This window comes from Amycolatopsis sp. w19 (assembly GCF_051373225.1).
Lineage (GTDB): Bacteria > Actinomycetota > Actinomycetes > Mycobacteriales > Pseudonocardiaceae > Amycolatopsis > Amycolatopsis japonica.
This window is the reverse complement of sequence record NZ_JBPQFM010000001.1, coordinates 1-18,865: the sequence shown is the minus strand read 5'-3', so window position 1 is coordinate 18,865 and position 18,865 is coordinate 1. Positions and strand designations below refer to the sequence as shown.

The following is an 18,865-nucleotide window of genomic DNA, read 5'->3' as shown; positions in this document are numbered from 1 at the left end:
ACGAGACTGGACCCCACTCTCCCGTGACAATTCCGCTGACTCCGGTTCACGCTCGCGCTATAACCACCCCTGCCGCGAAGCCTGCGCACCCAGCTGGAACCGGGTCTGCGCGCCCAGCAATTGCTGCAGACGGCTGATCCGCCGCAGGACCGTGCGTTCGCTGATCCCGAGCTCGCGGGCGATCGCCTCGTCGGTCAGGCCTCCGCTCAGCAACGCGAGCAGACGGCGCGTGGCGACGGTCGGCTCCTGCGTCGCTTCCGCGTCGTCCGGACCACCCGCCCGCACCGGCACCCCCATCCGCCAGAACGATTCGAACAACTCGATCAGCGCGCTCAGCAGCATCGACGGATGGATCAGCAGGGCCAGCACGTCACCGGCGTCGGAGTTCGGGACGGCGATCAGTGCCCGGTTGCTGTCGGCGATCACCAGCTTCAGCGGCAGCCTGGGGAACACCCTGGCCTGCTCACCGAGCGCGATACTCGACTGCACCTGGGCGAATCCGTCGTCGGTCCGCAGCACGGACGAGTCGTAGACGACGCGGTACGCGATGCCGCGCGCCATCGATCCCGGCTGCACCGTGCTCACTTCGGCCTTCGGGCTCATGTACGACCCGGGGTCCAGCGCGACGATGTCCACCCCCGCCTGCGTCTGCATGGCTTCGAAGGTGGCGATCACCTCGTCCCGGCTCCGCAGCACCTCGACGAAGTCCGCGTCGCGGCCCGTCCGCAGGGAGTAGGCGGCGCCGAGCACCTCGGCCGCTTCCCGCGCGCGGACGGCCGCGGCCTCGTGCTGCGCCGCGAACGCCGACAGCGCCGCACGCGGCGGGCACACCTCGACACCGGACGCGCCGGCGCGGATCAGGCCGAACCGCTCCAGCTCCGCCAGTTCGGCACCGGGCGGGCCAGGACGCCCTTCCAGCAGGGCCCGATACAGCTGCTCGGCCTCCACCGACAGGCCTCGCGACTCGGCGAGCATGACGCTTCTCCTCCCCCACCCCAGGATCGATCGGTGTGACATCGATGTCACACCTCACCCTTTCTTGAGGCGGAAACCGGCCGGATCGTGCGCCTGGATCGATAACGAAACCGTCACGGATCACGCCGAAGAGGCTCCCGCGAACCGGATCGGGTTCGCGGGAGCCGTTGTGCGACGCTGCCGGGGATCAGGCGTTGGCGGGCAGGCCCTTCTCGTCCGCTTCCGGCGTGGCGGTGCCTTCGAGCAGCTCACGGACGATCTCGTTCGCCTTGCGCACCTGGGGCGTGATCATCTTGATCTTGATCTTCCCGTCGTGCCCGAGGTTGCCGCCGACCTCGACCGTCTTGTCCTCACCGGGCAAGGGCAGGCCCTGGCAGCCGGTGAACTTCTTCGGCGTGAGACCGGTCTGGAAGTAGGCGACGATCGGGTCGTCGACGCAGTCGGTGTTGTACGGGAAGATCCCGTGGCTGCCTTCGTTGTCGACGCTGATCATCTTGGCGCCCGGCAGGCCGTTCGCGGTGGCGAGCGCGCCCTCGTACGGCGTGGCCGCGTCGAGTTCGGTCTGCGCGATCAGCAGCTTCGGGAACGTCTTGGCGTCCGGCGCCGGCTTGGCGTTGGTGGTCGGCCAGAACGCGCACAGCGGCGCGCCCGACAGGGCCATGATCGGCGCGATGAACGGCGCGTTCACGGTCAGATCGGCCTGCCAGTACGTCCAGTAGTGCAGGTTCTGGTTCCACTGACCGTCCTGGCAACGGATCGCCTCGAACGCCGCGTCCCAGGTCTCGACCTCGGCGCCGCCCTGGTAGGAGGCCTTGCGCTCGACCGAGTCCTTCTTCGCGATGGCCTCGAGCGCGTTGCCCTTGGCCTTGTTCAGGAACGCCTTGTTCGCGTCGGTCAAGCCCGGGGTGACGAGGGCCTTCGCGACGACCTGCTCCAGCTTCTCCGCGTCGGTCCCGGTGGGCGCCGGTCCCTTCGCCAGCGCGGCCACCATCGAGGCCGCCGACGGGTACTGGGTGGTGTCGTACATCGCCGGGATGATGAACCACGCGGCGTAGAGCATGCCCGCGAATTCCCGCGTGCCGCCCGCCTTCTCCCAGTTGCGGCGGATCTCCAGCGGGTCGGTGCCCGCCTTGTACTTGGCGTCGTTGCGCGCGACGTACGGCAGCAGCGCCTCCTGGAACTGGCGGTCACGGCTGCGCGGCTGCAGGTCCCAGGTCTTCTCCAGGGTCGGACGGCTCGCGTCGGTCGAAGAGTCGAGCAGGAAGCGGTGCGCCTTGCTCGGGAACGTGGTGGCGTACCAGGTGCCGAGCCACGTGCCGTACGAGTAGCCGATGTAGCTGGTCTTCTTCTCCCCGAGCAGCACCCGGATGAAGTCCATGTCGTACGCGGTCTGCTCGGTGGTGATGAACTTCGTCAGCGGGTTCTTCAGGCAGCCCTCGACCTTCGCCCGGCTGATCACGTTCTGGTCCGTGCTGTCCGGGACGGTGTAGCTACAGGTCAGCGGGGTGCTCTGGCCGACGCCGCGCGGGTCGAAGCCGACGAAGTCGTACTGCGAGGCCAGAACGGGGCTGCGCATCGCCATCGCGGCGCCCCACGGGAGGCCTTCGCCGCCGGGTCCGCCGGGGTTGACCAGCGCGATGCCCTGCCTGCCGGTGCCGGGGTAGGCGGTCCCGGTCTTGGAGACGCGGACGCCGATCGTGTTGCCGTCCTGCGGGTTGTGCCAGTCCCGCGGCACCTGGACCGTGGCGCAGGCCAGGCCCTTGACCTTCTTCAGTTCCGCTTCCGTCGCCGGCGCGACGGACGGGAACGAGCACTCGCCCCAGGCCACGGCCTGCTTGGTCAGCGCACCGGCGAGCGCGGCGGTGTCCGGCTCGGCCTTGGCCGCGGGAGCCGCACCCGCGGCGGGGGCCGGCACCAGGCCCGAGGCCAGGAACGCGCCGGCGACCACGGCCACCGTGCCTCTCCGCGTCTTTCTCGTCCTACTGATCACCATGAACCCTTTCGACAGGAGCCCCCCGACGTCCGTACGTGAAGTAAAGACGGGTGATCAGGTCTCCCACACGGCCGCGAGCTGGCGGATACCCGACATGGCGGGATCTCGACACGAACGGTCAGCCCGGGGAGTTCCGCCCCTGATCACGCGAGATCGTCCTCCAGTCACGCGAGTTCCGTCTCCGATCACGCGAGTCACGGCTCGGATCAGGCCGCGAGACGTTCGGCGAACCGCCGCGCCGCGTCGAGATCCGCCGTACCGGGCCGGTTCTTGCCGATGCCACCGACGAGCCGGAACGGGAGCCACGTGTCGAAACCGCGGCACGAGAACGTGCCCACCACATCGAATCCCTTGTGGCCGAGCAGCCGCGCGAGGCGGCGGAGGTAGCGCCGGAACGGCGGTTCGGGCAGCCCGCTCGTGGTGAACACGAACGCCTTCCGCCGCTGCTCCCCCGGCAACTCCTCGACGAACCGAAGCAGGCGCGGATGGAAGTCCATCCCGAAGATCCCCGAGCCGAATCCCACCAGGTCACACGAATCGAGGTCGGCGGGCTCGATTTCCTCGGGGCTGACGACGCGAGCGCCGAGCACTCCCGCCATGACCTCGGCGAGCCTCTCCGTGTTGCCGTGCGACACCGAAACGCACACGATGACGACCTTCATGCCGATCCTCCACTTCGCCGGTCCTTTCCCTCAAGAACCGGACAGCGGCGGAGAACGTGACGTCACCCCTCGCGCAGGTGATCCCGCAGCTCCCGCGCCACGCGGGCCATCAGCACCTCGGCCTCCGGCTGGATCGCCGCGGGCACCTGGGATTCGGTCAGCGCGGCGATCGCGAACATCCCGCCGTCGGCGTGCTCGACCACCCCGACCTCGTGCCGCAGGTTCAGCACGGTGCCCGTCTTCGACGACCATTTCGTGGCGTCGGACACGAAATCCGGGCTCAGCCGTTGACGCAACAGGTTGAGCCCCATGAGCTCACGCACCCGCGCCGCCACCTGTTCGTCCACTTTGGACGGCTTCCACAGCGCTTCGAGCAGGTTCACGAACGCACGGGCCGAACCGGAGCTCGCGCGTGTGACGTCCAGCTGCGGAACGGGATGCCCTTGCCCCGCGGTGCCCGCGTTGATCGCGAGCGCGTGCGCGAGGTGAACATCGGCGGGGTCGAAGCGTTCGGCCGGCGTGTCGCTCAGATCCGCGGCCGGATGCCGCGCGGTGATCCCGGTGATGCCCCAGTCTCGCGTCATCCTGGTGACCTCGGCGGGCGGCGTCAGCGCGAACAGCGCGTCCGCGGCGGTCTCGTCGCTGATGGCCATGGTCAGGTAGAGCAGGTCGTCGATCGCCACCCTGGCCGGATGCCGGAACCGCGTCAGCCCGGTCGGCCCCGGCGCGGTGGCCCGCCCCGGCTCGACGTCGAGCGCCGCCGAGCCGTCCAGCTCGCCCCGCCGGATCCGCTCCAGGGTCGCCGCGGCGAGCGGGATCTTCACCAGCGAAGCGCTCGGGAATTCGAGGTCGGGGTCGATGCCCGCCTCGAAGCCGGTCCGCAGATCACGCACGAGGAACGAACCGCGCAGGCCTCCGTCGGCCAAGTCGGCGCGCAGCCGCATGAGCAGCGTCTCCGTGTTCACGTCGTCTCCTCCGCGCCGAGACATCGGGCGATGTCCGGCCCCAATCGTGCCCGGAGCCGCTGCGCGTCCTCGCCGGGCCCCGCCGTGATCTCGAACCCGCGCACGAGCCGGATCTCGCCGATGGTCCGCCAGCTCAGGCCGAGCTCGGTGGCCTGCGCCGCCGAGCACAGCAGCAGATCCTCCGAACCGAACACGGCCGCCGCGGCCGCGGTGAGCGAATCGGCGACGGACACCTGCGCGGGCCGCAGCCCCACCGCGTCGCGGATCCGGAAGAGACGGTCGCGCAGATGCGGGACGTCGTCCTCCGGCTGGATCCAGACCCGCCGAGGCGAACCGCCCGACCGGCCGACCCGCAGCGTTTCCAGATGGAGGACGTCCGTCCGCGGCCTGCCTCCGCCCGCCAGCCCGAGCGGCACCTTCCAGCTGCCCTCCTCGCCGGGGACGGCGGTGAGCGCGGCGCGGACCTCCTGCGTGCGCACGAGTTCCGCCCGTTCCCGTGGCGGCGCCTGCCGGAACTCCAGGAAGACGTCCAGCTCCCGCGCCGCCGCGTCGAGTTCGGCGAGTTCGCGGACGGTGCAGGTTTCCGGCATCGCCAGCCGCATCGGCCGCAGCTTGGCGCGCCGCGCGTCGTGTTCCAGGGTGTCGGCCAAGGCCACCAGCCGTTTCGCCGACGGCAACATGTCCCGCCCGAACGGGGTGAGCAGGGCGCGCCGGGTGGAGCGGTCGAACAGCCGCTCGCCGAAATGCCGTTCCAGCGCGGCGATCCGGCGGCTCGCCACCGGCTGCGGGATACGCGCGAGGGCGGCTCCGGCGGTGAAAGTCCCGGCCTCGCTCACACTCACGAACGCCCGGCAACTCCCGATCAGGTCCACGACCACATACTATGCGTGTTTCGCATGAAAGACGTCATTCGTGTCTTGGACAGCATGACCGGCGCTGGACAGACTGCGGACATCGAACGATCTTGAAAGGAATCCTCGTGTCCGTCACTTCTCGCCGGTGGGCCGCCTTGCTGGCGCTCTCGGTCGCGTCACTCGCCGCGTGTTCCACGCCCGCCCCGGCACAGCCGCCCGCCGCCACCACCCCGGTCGCGCCGTCCGCGAGCGCCGACTTCGAACAACTCGAACGAGCCTTCGGCGCCCGGCTCGGGGTGTACGCGGTGGACACCGCGACCGGCCGCGAGGTCGCCTTCCGCGCAGACGAACGCTTCGCCTACGCCTCGACGCACAAGGTGTTCAGCGCCGGCGGTGTCCTGCAGCGGACGCCGGTCGCCGAACTGGACCGCACGGTGACCTACGGGCAGCAGGACCTGGTCACCAATTCGCCGGTCACGGAGAAACACGTGACGACGGGCCTGCCGCTGCGCGCCGTCATGGACGCGACCCTCCGGTACAGCGACAACACCGGCGGCAACCTGCTCTTCCGCGAACTCGGCGGCCCCGAAGGACTCAACGCGGTGTTCCGCGGGATCGGCGACACCACGAGCCACGCCGACCGGATCGAACCCGCGCTCAACGACACGGCGCCCGGCGACAGTCGGGACACCAGCACGCCCCGCGCCCTCGCCGTGAGCCTGCGCGCCTTCGCGCTCGGCGACGCCCTCCCCGAGGACAAGCGCAAGATCCTCGTCGACATGATGCGCGCCAACACCACCGGCGACCAGAACATCCGCGCCGGCGTGCCCGGCTGGGCGGTCGCCGACAAGACCGGCACGGCGGCTTACGGCACGCGCAACGACATCGGGGTCGTGTGGCCGCCGAACCGCGCGCCGATCGTCGTCTCGGTGCTCACCGACCGGGTGGAGAAAGACGCCAAGATCGACAACAAGCTTCTCGCCGACGCCACCGCGGCCGCGATCAAGGCCCTCCCCTGACCGGTCCCGCCGGGACGGACGAGGATCCGTCCGTCCCGGCGGGTTCAGCGGCTCAGCGACGGCAGGGGTTGCCCGCCGGATGCGCCGAGGTTCCGTGCACGTCGGCCTGGGACTCCGCGAGCACGATCTTCGCGAGCGCGGTGTCCAGCGCGACGGCCTGCTGCTTCACGACGCCGTTCGCCACGGTCTGGCCGTTGAGCTTCAGCGAGCCGATGACCAGCGGAATGGTCAGCGGCGCCGAGCCCACCGTGATCGACTCACCGTTGATCTTCAGCGAGGAGACGTTCGAACTGCCCGCCAGCACCGGCGCGAGCCCGCCCGCCGACGGCTGGCAGGTCGCGGTCGCCTGCGACTGGATCACGCCGAGCTCGATGGTCAGCCCGAGCGTGCTGATCACCGTCTTGTCGATCTTGGCCGACGCCAGCGCGCGATCGCCCGCGGCCGGAGCCGCCGACTGGTCGTCCGGCGTCAGATCGGTCGACGCGGTCAGCACCTTGGTGTCCACCTTGATCAGACCGGCGTTGAGCGTCGCGGCGGCGACGGTGCTGCTGTCGTCGGCACACGGCAGGTTCGCCGGGTTGGCCCGCGCCGCGGTCACGCCGAGGACGTTCGCCGCGGTACCCGTGCAGGAGAAGACGCCGTCACGGTCGTCGTCGACGATCGTGCCGACTCCGGTCGCGTCGAGGAGACCGGCACCCGACGGGGCCGAGAGGTTCACCGTGAAGGTCTCGTTCGGCTCGTCGACCGTGTCCGGGTTGACCAGGACGGTCACCGGTTTGGCCGTCTGCCCGGGAGCGAACGTGACCGTCCCGCTCGCCGCCGCGTAGTCGGCGGGCGCGGTCGCGGTGCCGTTGGCGGTCGCGTACTGGACCGTCACCGGGTTCGGGCTGGGGCCGCCGAGCAGCGACACCGTGAACGTCGCCGGGACCTGCGCGCCCCCGGATCCCTCGTCGACCGTCACGTCGTTGATGCTCAAGCCGAGCACGCGCACCGTGGTGGTCTCGATGTACCCGCGGGAAACCCCGTCGACCTGGTAGTCGACAACGCACTGGTAGGTGCCGGGAGCAGCGCCGGCCGCCGCCTTGATCGTCTCGGTGAACGTGGCGACCTCGCCGCTGGTCACCTTGACGCTGCCGGGATCGTTGGTGACGGTGAGCTGCGGGTCGCAGCTCGTCACCTTCGGCGTCACGGTGACCTCGATGGACTTGATCCCGTCCAAAATGGCCTGCGAGACCTGGCCGGCCGGGACGTTGTTCAGCAGAACGCCACCCGTCGCGGATGTGATGGCGGAGGCCTGTCCTGTGGCGTCGAGGCCGCCGACGTTGACCGCGACGACGCGGATCTTCGCCGCCTGCAACGCCGCGATGGTCTGGGCCAGGGTGTGCCCGCCGCTCGGGTCGTGCGACGGCGCGTCGCCGAACCACGCGATGATGCGGGTGCCGTCCGGCCGGAACGCGACCGCGCCGGTGGCCAGCTGGTAAAGCGCGTTCAGGTTGGCCTCCGGCGTGTCTCCGCCGCCCGTGGCCACCCACTGGTTGATCCCCGCCTGGACGGCGGTCGTGTCCCCGGTGATGCCTTGGTTGACCTTGAACGGCACCGAGTCGGTGAAGTCCTTGTACTCGGCGACGCCGAACTGTGCGGTCGGCTGCGCGGCGAGCACGTCACCGGTGATGGCGCTGGCGTTCGACCGCACGTTGCCGATCGGCCCGCCCATGCTGCCCGTGGTGTCGGCGAGCAGGACGAGGTCGGGATTAGGCGGCACGGCCGAGGTCGTCACGTTCTTGGTCACGGTCGTGCTCTGCCCCGCGTTGAGGGTGAGGTCGACCGTGGCCGGGTCGACTCCCGGCGGGGCAGCGGCGGCGACCGCGGTGGACGCGAACATCGCCGTGACGGCGGCCAGGACGACGAGCGGTGGTCTTCGTGACATGGACTTCCCTCCTCAGACCCGGCCGGAGCCGGAATTGCTGTGGGCTTCCTCGAAAAGACGGAATATTTCGATTTTCGTTAGCGCGAGAGCCGGGCTTCACCCGGAGCGCCCTGTGTCAAGCCGCCCAACGGGCTGTTACCGCGAATCCGCGCTACTCGGACCAGGTCCGCATTGCACCGTCCAGCTGAAGGACCTTCGACACTTCTCACCCTTCAGCGTGAGAAGTGTCGGAGTTTTCTCATTTTTCCGTGATCACCTCGGCCGGGCGGAATCCGCATTCACGCGGCGAACAGTCACCGAATGTCGCAACGTGACGCGCCGATCGAGACCGCGGCGAGACATCGGGTCCGCTCAGTAGACGCACTGGATGATCGCGTCGTCCAAGCGGATGTACTTCGCCGGGCCGCCGTTGTTGCCGTAGATCGGCTGCAGATAGACGGTACCCACGCCGTTCAGATTCAGATTGGGCAGCGTGATGAGCTGATAGCCCGCCCAGTCGTCGATCCATTTCACCGTGTGGGAGATTTTCCGCCAGCCGTTGGGGTCCCAGATCTCAAGTCCGATGTTCGCTCCGCCACCGACCGGGTCGGCGTGGATCGCGGCGGCGCAATTCGACCGATTCGACGGGAAACCGCTGAGCGACTTCGCGGTCCGCATCGCCGACCAGCCGTTGTCCGCGAAGAGCCAGCCGTTGTTGTTGCCGGTCCGAGCCACTCCCATACCGATATCGAACCAGGAATGCCCGTCACCGCCTTGGATTCCCCGTTCCCATACACCGTGGGGATTCGATTCGTAACCGTCGGACCATTGCACGATCCCGGCCTGCGCCGTTCCCGCGAGGCCCAGGAGCGCCATCGAAAACACCGACAAGACGGCCAATATCCTCTTGAACACGAGAGTTCCCCCTCTTCGTGCGGAATGAACTCCGCCAGGGGACCAGGTTCCGCGACGCGCGCACAAGGTACCTTCGCGCGCACATTCGACCGCCTCGAAGTACTGGGCGAGAGGCAGGGCAAACGTGGCGTGGGCTGAAGGCTCCCTTCACCGAGTCTGACGCGACGAAAGGAGCCTTCGCCCCCCGGTCGGCTACGGGGAGCGGCGGTTCGGTCGCAGGTGCCGCCCTGGTCCTGGACACTCCGCCCGGCAAGACACATTCGACCTTCGGTTCACTAGGCGAGATCGACGGGTCGCGTCCGCAGCTTGGCCGCGATCCGGGCCAGCGCCTGCTGATCCTCCGAAGTCAACGGGTCGAGGACGAGCTCCCGCACCGAACGGACGTGCGTGGGCGCGGCCGCGACGACCACGTCGTAGCCGTCGTCGGTCAGCACGGCGAGCGTGTACCGGCCGTCGCCGGGGTCCGGCGTCCGCTCCACCCAGCCGCGTTGCTCGAAGCGTTTGACCACATTGGACAGACGGGAGAGCGAGCCGTTGGCGAGGTACGCCAGTTCGCTCATCCGCAGCCGCCGCTCCGGGGCCTCCGAAATATGACTGAGGGTCAAGTACTCGAACAGTGTCAACCCGGCGTCGTGCTGCAACGGCGACTCGAGCCGCCCCGGCAGCAGGAGGACCAGGGAGACCAGCCCGGTCCAGGCCTCCTTTTCGGCAGGGGTCAGCCACAGCGCTTCGTCCGGGTCCTGGGTGGCCATGGCGGAACCTTACCCAGGACGGCGCGACTTCACACGTGAAGTGAAATCGTGCTAGCTTGACTTCAAGCGTGAAGTCAACGAGAGGATCCACCATGACCCAGCCGGAGTTCTTCGCCACGCCCGGCTACGGCGACCGGCAACTGGCAGAAATGCGGTACAGCCAGGCGGTGCGCGTCGGCGATCGCATCGAGATCTCGGGACAGGGAGGCTGGGACGACGACTTGACCTTCCCGGAGTCACTGGAGGAGGAGATCGTCAAGGCCTTCGAGAACGTCGCCCGCACCCTCGCCACCGCGGGCGCCACTTGGCGCGACGTCATCTCGGTCGACTCCTACCACGTCCCGGAGGTCCCCGGCTCCATCGGCGAAACCCACAACCGCGTGATGGTGGCGCAGTTCCGCGAGCACATGGGCGACCGGGCGCCGATCTGGACCGAGATCGGCGTCGCGGCCCTCGGCGCGCCGAAGATGCGGGTCGAGATCAGGGTCACCGCGATCGCCGGGAACGCCCGCGTGTGAACCCGGCACTCCTTGGGTACTCCATGGCTGCGCCCATGCTCTTGGCCCAGCTGGGAAACCCGCTAAGGAGAACGCGTGGGTATCACGAGAACACGGCAGACGTACGAATTCCCCACCGGCATCGCCCCGCCCTTGGGAGAGGTCCGGGCCTGGCTGCGCGAGCGGCTGAGCGAGGTCGGACGCACCACCATCGCGGACACCGAGCTGCTGACCACGGAACTGGTCACCAATGCGCACGAACACGCGGACGGCGTCGCCGGGCTCAGGGTCTCCGTCCCCTCGGGCCGGGACGTCGTCCGCGTCGAAGTCGACGACCGCCATCCGCGACTGCGGCCGCACCGGGTGATCAAGAACGACCCGACGAGTCCGCATGGACGAGGGCTCGCGCTGGTCGAGGCGATCAGCACCGAATGGGGCGTGGACACCGGCGCGGGATTCAAGACAGTGTGGGCGGAGATCCCGGTGAGCTGAACTACTTCGACTCGACCCGGCCCAGCGGATCCGGCGCCGCCGCCAGGTCCTCGCAAGCCGCCCGCCAAGCGGTGTCGCCCGGGTAGAGCTCGGAGCGAAGATAAGCCCAGGTGAGACGCCCCACCGCCGCCACCCGATCCGGGTTCTCGTCCGTCGTCTCGGCGACGTCGTAGCCGGACACCCCGCCGAGCCCGTGCTCGGCGCCGAACAGGGTCAGCAGCGTTTTCCGGCCTGGCGAAAGGAAGTACGGGTCGGTGTGCCATTCCGAGCCCCGGACCGTCAGATGACCGGAGTCGTCCTTGTCCCCGGCGACGACGAGCGCGGGCGTCGTCATCGCGGAGAAGTCCGTGCTGAGAAAGAACGGATAGTTCTCGGCCACGAATCCGGTGACCGCGTCGCCGCCGCGGCCGGGCGCGGCGAGCAGGACACCCGCCGAGATCCGCGGCTCGGCGAGGCGTACTTCCCCACCGCTGCGGGGATCGGTGTATCGCGCGCCCAGCAGAAGGCTCGCGGTGTGCCCGCCCATCGAATGCCCGGCCACCGCGACCCTCCCCCGGTCCAGTCTGCCGCGCAGCAGCGGGACGGCGTCTTCGAGCTCGTCGAGCCGGTCGAGGATCCGGATCATGTCCTCGGCCCTGGACCGTTGGTACAGCGGCGCTTCCGGGTCGCCGGGCGGCAGGTTCAGCGACCGCGAGCTCAGATGGGTCGGCTGCACGACGGCGAATCCGTGCGCCGCCCAGCGATTCACGAGCGGGGCGTAGCCGTGCAACGACGAGAGATGGTTCGAAGGTCCCTGGCCGTGCGACAGCAGGATGATCGGCAGCTCGTTCCCGGTCGCCGGCACGGAGATCCGCAGGCGCAGGTCCACGGCCCGGTCCGGCGTGGACAGCTGCACCGGGGCGATCGAGATCACTGGCGTGCTCATGTGAACTTCCTTCGCGAGTTAAGCGGAACACTGTTCCACAAACATACGGAGCAGTGTTCCGCTTTGTCAAACGCCCCTCGCCCGGTCCGTGAGAGCGCTCGCGAGCGAGGCCACCTCCGCCGAAAGTCCGGTCCAGTCATCGGAAGCCGTGCCGAGGTACCCCGCCCGCGCGTTCCAGCAGCACACCGCCGTCGACCATCTCCGCCGCGGTGTCCTTCGAGACGATCCGTCCCGTTTCGACGGTCACGACGATGCGCGCGAGCGTGAGCAGGACGTTGCGTTCATCGCCTTCGATCTCGGACAACAGGCCGGGGATGACGCCGAGTGCCGCCTCGCGGAGCTGGTCCGGCGGCACCGGATCGACGACCTCCGCGAGCGCGGCGCCGCACAGAACCCGATGCGCCGCATGGGCCGTGGCCGCAAGGATCACGACATCGGGATCCTCGGCAGGACCGGGAAGACGGCCCTCGACGAACTCTTCCCGAAGCCATTCCCCGTACTGGAATTCCCGGCGAGCCGGTTCGCCCCCGGCCACGATCCCGGTCAGTTCGACCGGACGCCGGTCCACCGCGTCGGGAAAGCGGTCGACGTGGCCACGCCAGCCCGAAAGCCGCAACAACAGCAGTGACACCAGCGCGGGGCGTTCCTCTTCATCGAGCGACCTGCGGGCGACCAGCAGCAGATGGTCCAGCAGGGGTTCGATGCGCATGCCTCGACGATCACACCTCACGCAAGGTACTTCCGCGCCCAGCCGCCGAAGCCGGTGAGCGGGATGCCGAGGTCCCGCGCGAATTCCGGACGCCCCGGCTGACCGATCACGTTCAGCCACTCGTGCGAAGCGCCCATCGGCGGCATCCCGGCGGCGACCGCTTGCTCGACGGTCATATTCGGTGCCGTCAGCCTCGTCCCCAGCACACCGGACAGGACTTCGGCGATCTCCATCATGGTCAGGAAGTCGCTCGCGAGTTCGAGTTCGACCCCGGCGAACCGCTCCGGTTCGGCGATGGCCGCCGCGGCGGCGGTGCCGATGTCGTCGACGGCGGCCAGCGAAAGGGACGTCGAGGGCTTGATGACGCTCACCAGGCCGCCGTCCACCCCGCGCGGGAACAGGAATTTCATGTCGGGCAGGAAGTTCTCCATGAAGAAGCCCGGTTTGAGCAGTGTCCACCGCGGAAAGCCCGCCTCGCGGAGGCGATCCTGGATCGCCGCCTTGGCGCCCAGCGTCGGCTCCATCGATGCCCAGCGACCTTCGGCCCATCCGTCCGCCTCGACGTGCTGACCGGCTCCCGAGACGGAGGTGTGCACGAACTGCGGCACGCCCGCCGCCTTCGCACCCTCGATGAGATTGACGCCTTGAGTCACCTCGCCCGCGAAGTCGAATCCGTCCTCGTTCATTCCGGGCATCTGCACCGAGAAAACGGCGCGGGCCCCCTTGGCCGCGCGGATCACGGACTCGACGTCATGGAGATCGCCGACGACGAGATCGGCGCCGAGCGCTTCGACGGCTTTCGCCCTGGCCGGATCGCGGACGAGGGCGCGGACGGGAACGCCGGCCGCGAGCAGGGCGCGGGCGGTCGCGCCGCCCTGCCTGCCGGTGGCGCCGGTGACCAGAACGGGTGCTGCGGACATGGTGGCTCCTTCGCTCGACTAAGTGGCGGGGCCCGCCACTTATCGTCCGCTACAATATGGCGGGCCCCGCCACTTACGCAAACACCGAGGTGAAGGCATGTCCGACGGTCAGCGCGCCGACGCGCGGCGGAACTACGCGCGCATCCTCGCGGTGGCCGAGGAAGAGGTCGCGGCCCACGGCTCCGGCGCCTCGCTGGAGCAGATCGCCCGCACCGCCAACGTCGGCTCGGCGACCGTGCGCCGCCACTTCCCCACCCGCCGGGCGCTGCTGGAGGCGGTCTCCGCGAGCCGGATCGCCGCGTTGTGCGCCCGCGCCGCCGCCTTGACCGGCGAAGAAGACAGCCGGAAAGCACTCCTGACCTGGCTCGACGAGGTCGTCGTCTACTGCGTCTCCGCTCGTGGGCTGGCAGCCGCGCTCTCGTACGACGGGCCCGCACAGGAGAACTCCTGTTCCGCCGCCATCGAGGACGCCGGGGAACCGCTCCTGCGGCGGGCCGCGCGGGACGGCGCGGTGCCGCCGGACGTCACCGTCGCGGATCTGATCACGCTGATCGTCGGCATCGTCCTGGCCACCGAGCACCACCCGGATCCGGCTGCCCGGGCGGACCGGCTGTTCCGGCTGGCCGTGGCGGGGCTGAGCCCCCGGACGTGACAAGGGGCCGGAGTGGTCGCCCATTCCGGCCCCCGGCACGGATTCCGCTTACCGGGTGCCGCGGCGGCCCGACGAGACCACCGCCGGCACCGGGGCACCGTTGATCACGAACTGCGACCCCGGCTCACGAACGACGTCGCCGTTCGCGGAGTTGCTGATCGTCACGTTCGTCAAGGTCGCACTGCCACGGGCGCCGCTCATCGCGAGGATGCCCGCGCCGTTGTTGGACTTGTCGATCTTGACGTTGGTGAGGGCCGCGGTCACGACGCCGCCGCCCGTCTTGAACTGGACACCGTCGTAGGTCGAGTCGTGGATCTCCGTGTCCCGCAGCACGACCCTGGGAATGTCCTTGCCCTGCGCGAAGAACGTGATCGCGCCGAACTCCTGCTGCTCGCCCCAGAACACGCCGCCACAGCGGTACAGGGCGTTGTTCGCGATGAGCGTCTCCCCGGAGAACGGCAGCGGATCGTGGTCCGTCGCCAGCATGATGCCCGGGTAGTTCATCGTGTCGTGGACGATGTTGTTCTCGATCCTGTTGCCGTAGCCGCCGTAGACCGCTATCCCGTTGGCACGCCACGGAAGCTGGATCGTGTTGTTGGCGAACACGTTGTCGTGCGCGATGTCCTGCGAAGGGTCCTTCACGTACTGGTTCGCCCACACCGCGAGCGAGTCGTCACCGGTGGTGCGGAACGACGAGTTGAACACCTTCGAGTTCCGCGTGCCGTTAGTGAAGTTGATGCCGTCGGCGTAGGTGTTCCGGATCCGCATACCGCTGAACTCGAGGCCGTCGCCCGGCCCCCAGAGCGCCGGGACGTTGCCGTAGTCCCGGCCGACCCACGCGCCGACGTTGGCGTGCTCGATCCAGACGTTCGTGATCTTCGTGCCGGTGCCGAACCGGCCGTTGAGACCGACGCCGCCTTCCGCGCCACCGTCCCCACCCCGGATCCGGCCGGAGCCGAAGATGGCGATGTCGGAGATCTGCGTGTTCTTGTCGATGTCGAATCCGAAGTTGCCCTCGTGCGGATGGTTGATGCCGCCCGCGTTCTGCGGCTCGATCAGCGAGTACAGCTGCGAATGCCACATCCCGGCGCCCCGGATCGTCACGTTGGAGATGCCGACCTGGTTGTACTGGCCGCCGCCGTTGGGCACGTCCGGGTCGTCGGTCAGGATCTTCTTCTCCTGCCGCCACTGCCCCGCCGGGATCCAGACACAGGCGATCACGCCGTTCTGGTCGTCGGTCACCGCGCGCTGGATCGCCGCCGAATCGTCGTTCCCGTCGTTCGGCACGGCGCCGTATTCCGTGATCGACGTGCAGTTCGCGGGCTTCTCCGACGCCGGGGCGACCTGCTCCAAGTCGATGAGATCGACGATGTAGAACGCCGCGTTGTCACCGCTGTCCCGCTGCAGCTTGAACTTCGTGCCCGGCGGATACGAGCGGGACAGCAGCGCGTGCGACTCGTCGAACAGGCGCCGCGCGTTGGCTTGCGGGGTGTTGGTCAGGCCTTCGGGGTCGTCGGTGCTGCCGTAAAGCCAGCTGTGCTTCGACGACAGTGTCAGCTTCTGCGCGAACGTCCCGTTGACGTAGAGGCTGAGGGACGCGTCCTGCCCGCCACCTCCGGGGGCGTCCGGGATGGAGTTGCGCACGACGATCGAGTTCGCCTCGTTCGCCGACGTGAACTCGACGTACTGCCCCTGATTCGCCAGCCGTACGGACTTGCGGCCGGAGGACTCGGTCGCGAAGTTCGTGTGGCCGAAGGTGCGCAACGGGTCGGTTTCCAGCAGCTGTCCTTGGTACTGCGCGGCTTCCGCCTCGTACTCGACGTACGGGACGGCCGCGCCGCGGCCCACGACGATCGCCCGCGAGAGGCTGTTGTTGGACTCGTTGGTCTCCGTGACCGTGCCGGTCGCGTCGGCCGTCGCGGTCAGGGTCGCGCCACCGTCGGCGGCGGTCCAGGTGCCCGCGATCGCGACGTTCGCGGTGGCCCCCGCCTCGATCGCACCGGTGGTGCCGGTCAGCATGGTGCCGCCGACGGCCAACCGCGTCACCGACGCGTCCGCGCGGCTCGTGCCGCGGTTGTGCACCGCGACAGTGAAGGACACGGCCGAACCCGCCGCCGGGTTGGGCGGGTTCGACGTGATGTCGGTGACCTCGAGATCCGGCCCCGGCGCCTGCGCGACGACCAGCGCGGTCGGCGACGTGTAGGTGTTGTTGGTTTCGTTCTGCTCGGCCACCGTGCCCGCCGGGTCCGCGGTCGCGGCCACGGCGTACGTCCCCTGTGGACGCGTTCCCGCGTCGACGGCCACCGTCGTGGACCCGCCGGCGGCGAGCGCCCCGACCGCCGCTTCGCCGACGACGGTGCCACCGAGGCTGACGTTCACGGTCGTGGCGGCCGCGTTCGCGGTGCCGGTGTTCTTCACGGTCGCCGAGACGGCGAGTTGGCTGGTCTCCGTCGGATTCGCGGGCGTCCACGTCGTGCCGGTGACGACGAGGTCCGGATTCGGCGCGGGCGTGCCGATCACCTGGAATTCCGCGACCTGGCCGCCGGGAGCGCCGGAGTTGGCGAAGAACTGCAGGCGCACGTCCGAAGCGCGTCCGCTGACCGGTACGACCACCGAGTTCTGGTTGGTGGCCGGGTCGAAGCGGTGATCGGCCCGTGCTGAGAGAGAAGTGAAGGCGGTGGCGCCCTGCGCGCGGCCGAGGATCTCGAAGTGCTGCGTCCGCGCGCCCCAGATCGCGTCCGGGCTGAGCTTCACCACGACCGAGTCGACCTCCGCGTCGACGCCGAGCTTCACCGTCAGCGAGTTCGGATAGCCCGCGGCGGACTCCCAGTACGTGGCGGTGTTGTTGTCGTTGGCGTTGGCGGGGACGAACGAGTGGACCGTCGAGGTGGCCTCGATCGGTTTGCCCGCCGCCAGGTTCGCGCCCGCGCTCGTCCCGGAGCGCACGACGTGGTTGCTGTCGCCGGATTCGTTGCCCGCCGCGTCCTTGGCGCGCACGAAGTACTCGACCCGGGTCCCGGCGGGCCGGGATTCGGTGAACGTGGTGCCGGTGATCGTCGTGACCGGCGTGCCGTCGCGGTAGACGGTGTACCCGGCGACCCCGACGTTGTCCGCCGAGGCCGCCCAGGTCAGCCGGATCTGACCGGCGGCGGGCTCGGTCAGCGTGAGATTCGCGGGCGCGCTCGGCGCCTGGGTGTCGCCGGTGTCCGGTCCGTACAGCTCGAATTCCGCAAGCTGCGCCGCGGGCCAGCGCGTGTTCGCGGTGACCTGCAGCCGGACATGGCGGGCCGACGCGGTCATCGGGATCGTGACGGTGTTGGTCCCGGGCGTGAACGCGTAACCGGTCGGCGCGGCGAGGTCGGTGAACGCCGCGCCGTCGGTACTTCCGCGCACGGCCAGCGTCTGGGTGCGGGATTCCCAGCCGGACGGCAGTTTCAGCACGATCCGCGACAGGGTTTTGGCCGTTCCGAGGTCGGCCTGGATCCATTGCGGGAACGCGTTGTTGGCTGATTCCCAGTAGCTGTCCTGGTTTCCGTCCACGGCGTTCGCGACGGGATAACCGGGCAACGCGCTGCTCGCCGACACTGTGCGGGTCAACGGCACTTCGGCGAGCGCAGCCGGACCGGGTGGGGCGGCGGGATCCGATGGCGGCCCGCTCGCGGCGGAGGCGAAGGAGAGTCCGGCGACGGAAAGCCCGGCGACCAGGAAACCGGCGACTATCCGGGACAGGCGCATACGTGTCATGGCGTCTTCTCTTCTTTGAGACGGCGGGGAGGGAGCCAGAGCCGTACGAGCATGCAACAACTCGGAGACAGAATGCAAGAAGTTGACTTGTTTTCGAAATTTTGCGACATGCGCTCGCCGTCAACATTGACCTCTTGAGCGACACACTTGTTCTCCTAACACCAGGGAACACGGGAAAGGCTCAGTCACATATTCCGCAGAAACGGTGCACAGTTGTACACTCAACGCAGGCGCGCCGCGTGGAGGTCGAACCCTGATGGACGTGACGAAAACCTTGAGGTCGGCACTCACCGGCACGACGACCGAGTCGAGGTCCGCGGCCCGTGAGCTGCGCCGGGAGACCGAAGATCTCGTGGCGCGCCGCGCGGGCAGGACGGCGAACCGGCTGACCGAACTGGGCGAGCGGCTCGCCGATCTGGTGCTGGTCTCGGGGAGCAGGCTCGCGGGCCTCGCCGATCGGCACAGCAAGCCCGTGGGCGAGGGCGTACGGCGGGAAGCGGGCCGGATCGGCGAGTCGGTGGAGCGGCTGTCCGTCACGCTTTCGGACCGGGCCATCCTGCTCGCCGAGGAACTGCTCGATCCGCGGCCGTCCGAGCGCCGCCGACGTCGCTAGTCGATCACCTCTCGCCGGTCTGTGAAGGAGGACCGGTATTTGTTGATCTACGTCTGACCTGTACGTGAGCTGGGTTGCGCGTGAAGGCCCCCTTCCCCCGGCTCAGCCGAGGAAACTCGACCTTCACACGTTGCCAGGTACATGAAGGCCCCCATCCTTGCGCCTAGGTGTACTGCCCCGGGAGGTTGTGAACGGGGAGACACGTAGTCAGATGATCTTGGAATGAGGGAGGGCCTCCGGGTTCGGTGTGGATTGCGACATCTGCACCGGAT

The 18,865-nt window shown here is 68.9% G+C and carries 17 protein-coding genes; 5 read left to right on the top strand and 12 right to left on the bottom strand.

Features of this window, described 5'->3' with window-relative positions; translation table 11 throughout:
* Positions 1 to 57: 57 nt before the first annotated feature.
* From ACSMFO_RS00085 to ACSMFO_RS00065, 5 genes are all read right to left on the bottom strand, one after another.
* The gene (locus ACSMFO_RS00085; protein WP_037336653.1) at positions 58 to 975 is read right to left on the bottom strand and encodes a helix-turn-helix transcriptional regulator; all 918 of its coding nucleotides are present in this window, start codon (positions 973 to 975) and stop codon (positions 58 to 60) included.
* Between the two features lie 187 nt (positions 976 to 1,162).
* A complete protein-coding gene (locus ACSMFO_RS00080; RefSeq protein ID WP_436456167.1) occupies positions 1,163 to 2,929 on the bottom strand; it encodes an alpha/beta hydrolase in 1,767 nt (588 codons plus the stop codon).
* Between the two features lie 245 nt (positions 2,930 to 3,174).
* The gene (locus ACSMFO_RS00075; protein WP_436456165.1) at positions 3,175 to 3,630 is read right to left on the bottom strand and encodes a flavodoxin family protein; all 456 of its coding nucleotides are present in this window, start codon (positions 3,628 to 3,630) and stop codon (positions 3,175 to 3,177) included.
* A 62-nt stretch (positions 3,631 to 3,692) separates the two neighbouring features.
* Positions 3,693 to 4,595, bottom strand: a complete 903-nt coding sequence (locus tag ACSMFO_RS00070; protein WP_436456163.1) for a serine hydrolase — start codon at positions 4,593 to 4,595, stop codon at positions 3,693 to 3,695.
* The gene (locus ACSMFO_RS00065) at positions 4,592 to 5,473 is read right to left on the bottom strand and encodes a LysR family transcriptional regulator (RefSeq protein ID WP_436456161.1); all 882 of its coding nucleotides are present in this window, start codon (positions 5,471 to 5,473) and stop codon (positions 4,592 to 4,594) included. Before ACSMFO_RS00065 ends, ACSMFO_RS00070 begins: the two co-directional genes overlap by 4 nt.
* Before the next feature lie 101 nt (positions 5,474 to 5,574).
* Between ACSMFO_RS00065 and bla the strand changes: the two genes are divergently transcribed.
* On the top strand, positions 5,575 to 6,468 hold the full coding sequence (bla, locus tag ACSMFO_RS00060; RefSeq protein ID WP_436456160.1) for a class A beta-lactamase: 894 nt from the start codon (positions 5,575 to 5,577) through the stop codon (positions 6,466 to 6,468).
* Between the two features lie 52 nt (positions 6,469 to 6,520).
* On the opposite strand, the gene ACSMFO_RS00055 is transcribed toward bla, so the two are convergent.
* The 3 genes from ACSMFO_RS00055 to ACSMFO_RS00045 all read right to left on the bottom strand — a co-directional run bounded on the left by ACSMFO_RS00055 (position 6,521) and on the right by ACSMFO_RS00045 (position 10,041).
* Entirely contained in the window at positions 6,521 to 8,395 is a 1,875-nt protein-coding gene (locus tag ACSMFO_RS00055) for a Calx-beta domain-containing protein (RefSeq protein WP_436456159.1), read from the bottom strand.
* Between the two features lie 351 nt (positions 8,396 to 8,746).
* Positions 8,747 to 9,250: a hypothetical protein gene (locus ACSMFO_RS00050; protein ID WP_436456157.1), complete on the bottom strand. Its 504-nt coding sequence runs from the start codon at positions 9,248 to 9,250 to the stop codon at positions 8,747 to 8,749.
* 314 nt (positions 9,251 to 9,564) lie between these two features.
* Positions 9,565 to 10,041 carry a MarR family winged helix-turn-helix transcriptional regulator gene (locus tag ACSMFO_RS00045; RefSeq protein WP_436456155.1) on the bottom strand — a complete coding sequence of 159 codons (477 nt, stop codon included), beginning with the start codon at positions 10,039 to 10,041 and terminating at the stop codon, positions 9,565 to 9,567.
* A gap of 92 nt (positions 10,042 to 10,133) precedes the next feature.
* On the opposite strand from ACSMFO_RS00045, the gene ACSMFO_RS00040 reads away from it, so the two are divergent.
* Positions 10,134 to 10,559 carry a Rid family hydrolase gene (locus ACSMFO_RS00040; RefSeq protein WP_436456154.1) on the top strand — a complete coding sequence of 142 codons (426 nt, stop codon included), beginning with the start codon at positions 10,134 to 10,136 and terminating at the stop codon, positions 10,557 to 10,559.
* Between the two features lie 75 nt (positions 10,560 to 10,634).
* Complete coding sequence (locus ACSMFO_RS00035; RefSeq protein WP_436456153.1) at positions 10,635 to 11,030, top strand: ATP-binding protein; 396 nt, start codon at positions 10,635 to 10,637, stop codon at positions 11,028 to 11,030.
* Between the two features lies 1 nt (position 11,031).
* Here ACSMFO_RS00035 and ACSMFO_RS00030 read toward each other — a convergent pair whose 3' ends face one another.
* The 3 genes from ACSMFO_RS00030 to ACSMFO_RS00020 all read right to left on the bottom strand — a co-directional run bounded on the left by ACSMFO_RS00030 (position 11,032) and on the right by ACSMFO_RS00020 (position 13,584).
* Positions 11,032 to 11,955 (bottom strand): alpha/beta hydrolase family protein, encoded by a 924-nt coding sequence (locus ACSMFO_RS00030; RefSeq protein ID WP_436456151.1) that lies wholly within the window; start codon positions 11,953 to 11,955, stop codon positions 11,032 to 11,034.
* Between the two features lie 136 nt (positions 11,956 to 12,091).
* Entirely contained in the window at positions 12,092 to 12,664 is a 573-nt protein-coding gene (locus ACSMFO_RS00025; RefSeq protein ID WP_436456149.1) for an aminoglycoside adenylyltransferase domain-containing protein, read from the bottom strand.
* Between the two features lie 17 nt (positions 12,665 to 12,681).
* Positions 12,682 to 13,584 carry an NmrA family NAD(P)-binding protein gene (locus tag ACSMFO_RS00020; protein WP_436456147.1) on the bottom strand — a complete coding sequence of 301 codons (903 nt, stop codon included), beginning with the start codon at positions 13,582 to 13,584 and terminating at the stop codon, positions 12,682 to 12,684.
* Between the two features lie 97 nt (positions 13,585 to 13,681).
* Here ACSMFO_RS00020 and ACSMFO_RS00015 point away from each other — a divergent pair, with 97 nt between their 5' ends.
* On the top strand, positions 13,682 to 14,236 hold the full coding sequence (locus tag ACSMFO_RS00015) for a TetR/AcrR family transcriptional regulator (protein ID WP_360088027.1): 555 nt from the start codon (positions 13,682 to 13,684) through the stop codon (positions 14,234 to 14,236).
* 48 nt (positions 14,237 to 14,284) lie between these two features.
* On the opposite strand, the gene ACSMFO_RS00010 is transcribed toward ACSMFO_RS00015, so the two are convergent.
* A complete protein-coding gene (locus ACSMFO_RS00010; protein WP_436456145.1) occupies positions 14,285 to 17,980 on the bottom strand; it encodes a CARDB domain-containing protein in 3,696 nt (1,231 codons plus the stop codon).
* 256 nt (positions 17,981 to 18,236) lie between these two features.
* On the opposite strand from ACSMFO_RS00010, the gene ACSMFO_RS00005 reads away from it, so the two are divergent.
* Positions 18,237 to 18,593 carry a hypothetical protein gene (locus tag ACSMFO_RS00005; RefSeq protein ID WP_436456144.1) on the top strand — a complete coding sequence of 119 codons (357 nt, stop codon included), beginning with the start codon at positions 18,237 to 18,239 and terminating at the stop codon, positions 18,591 to 18,593.
* Positions 18,594 to 18,865 lie beyond the last annotated feature (272 nt).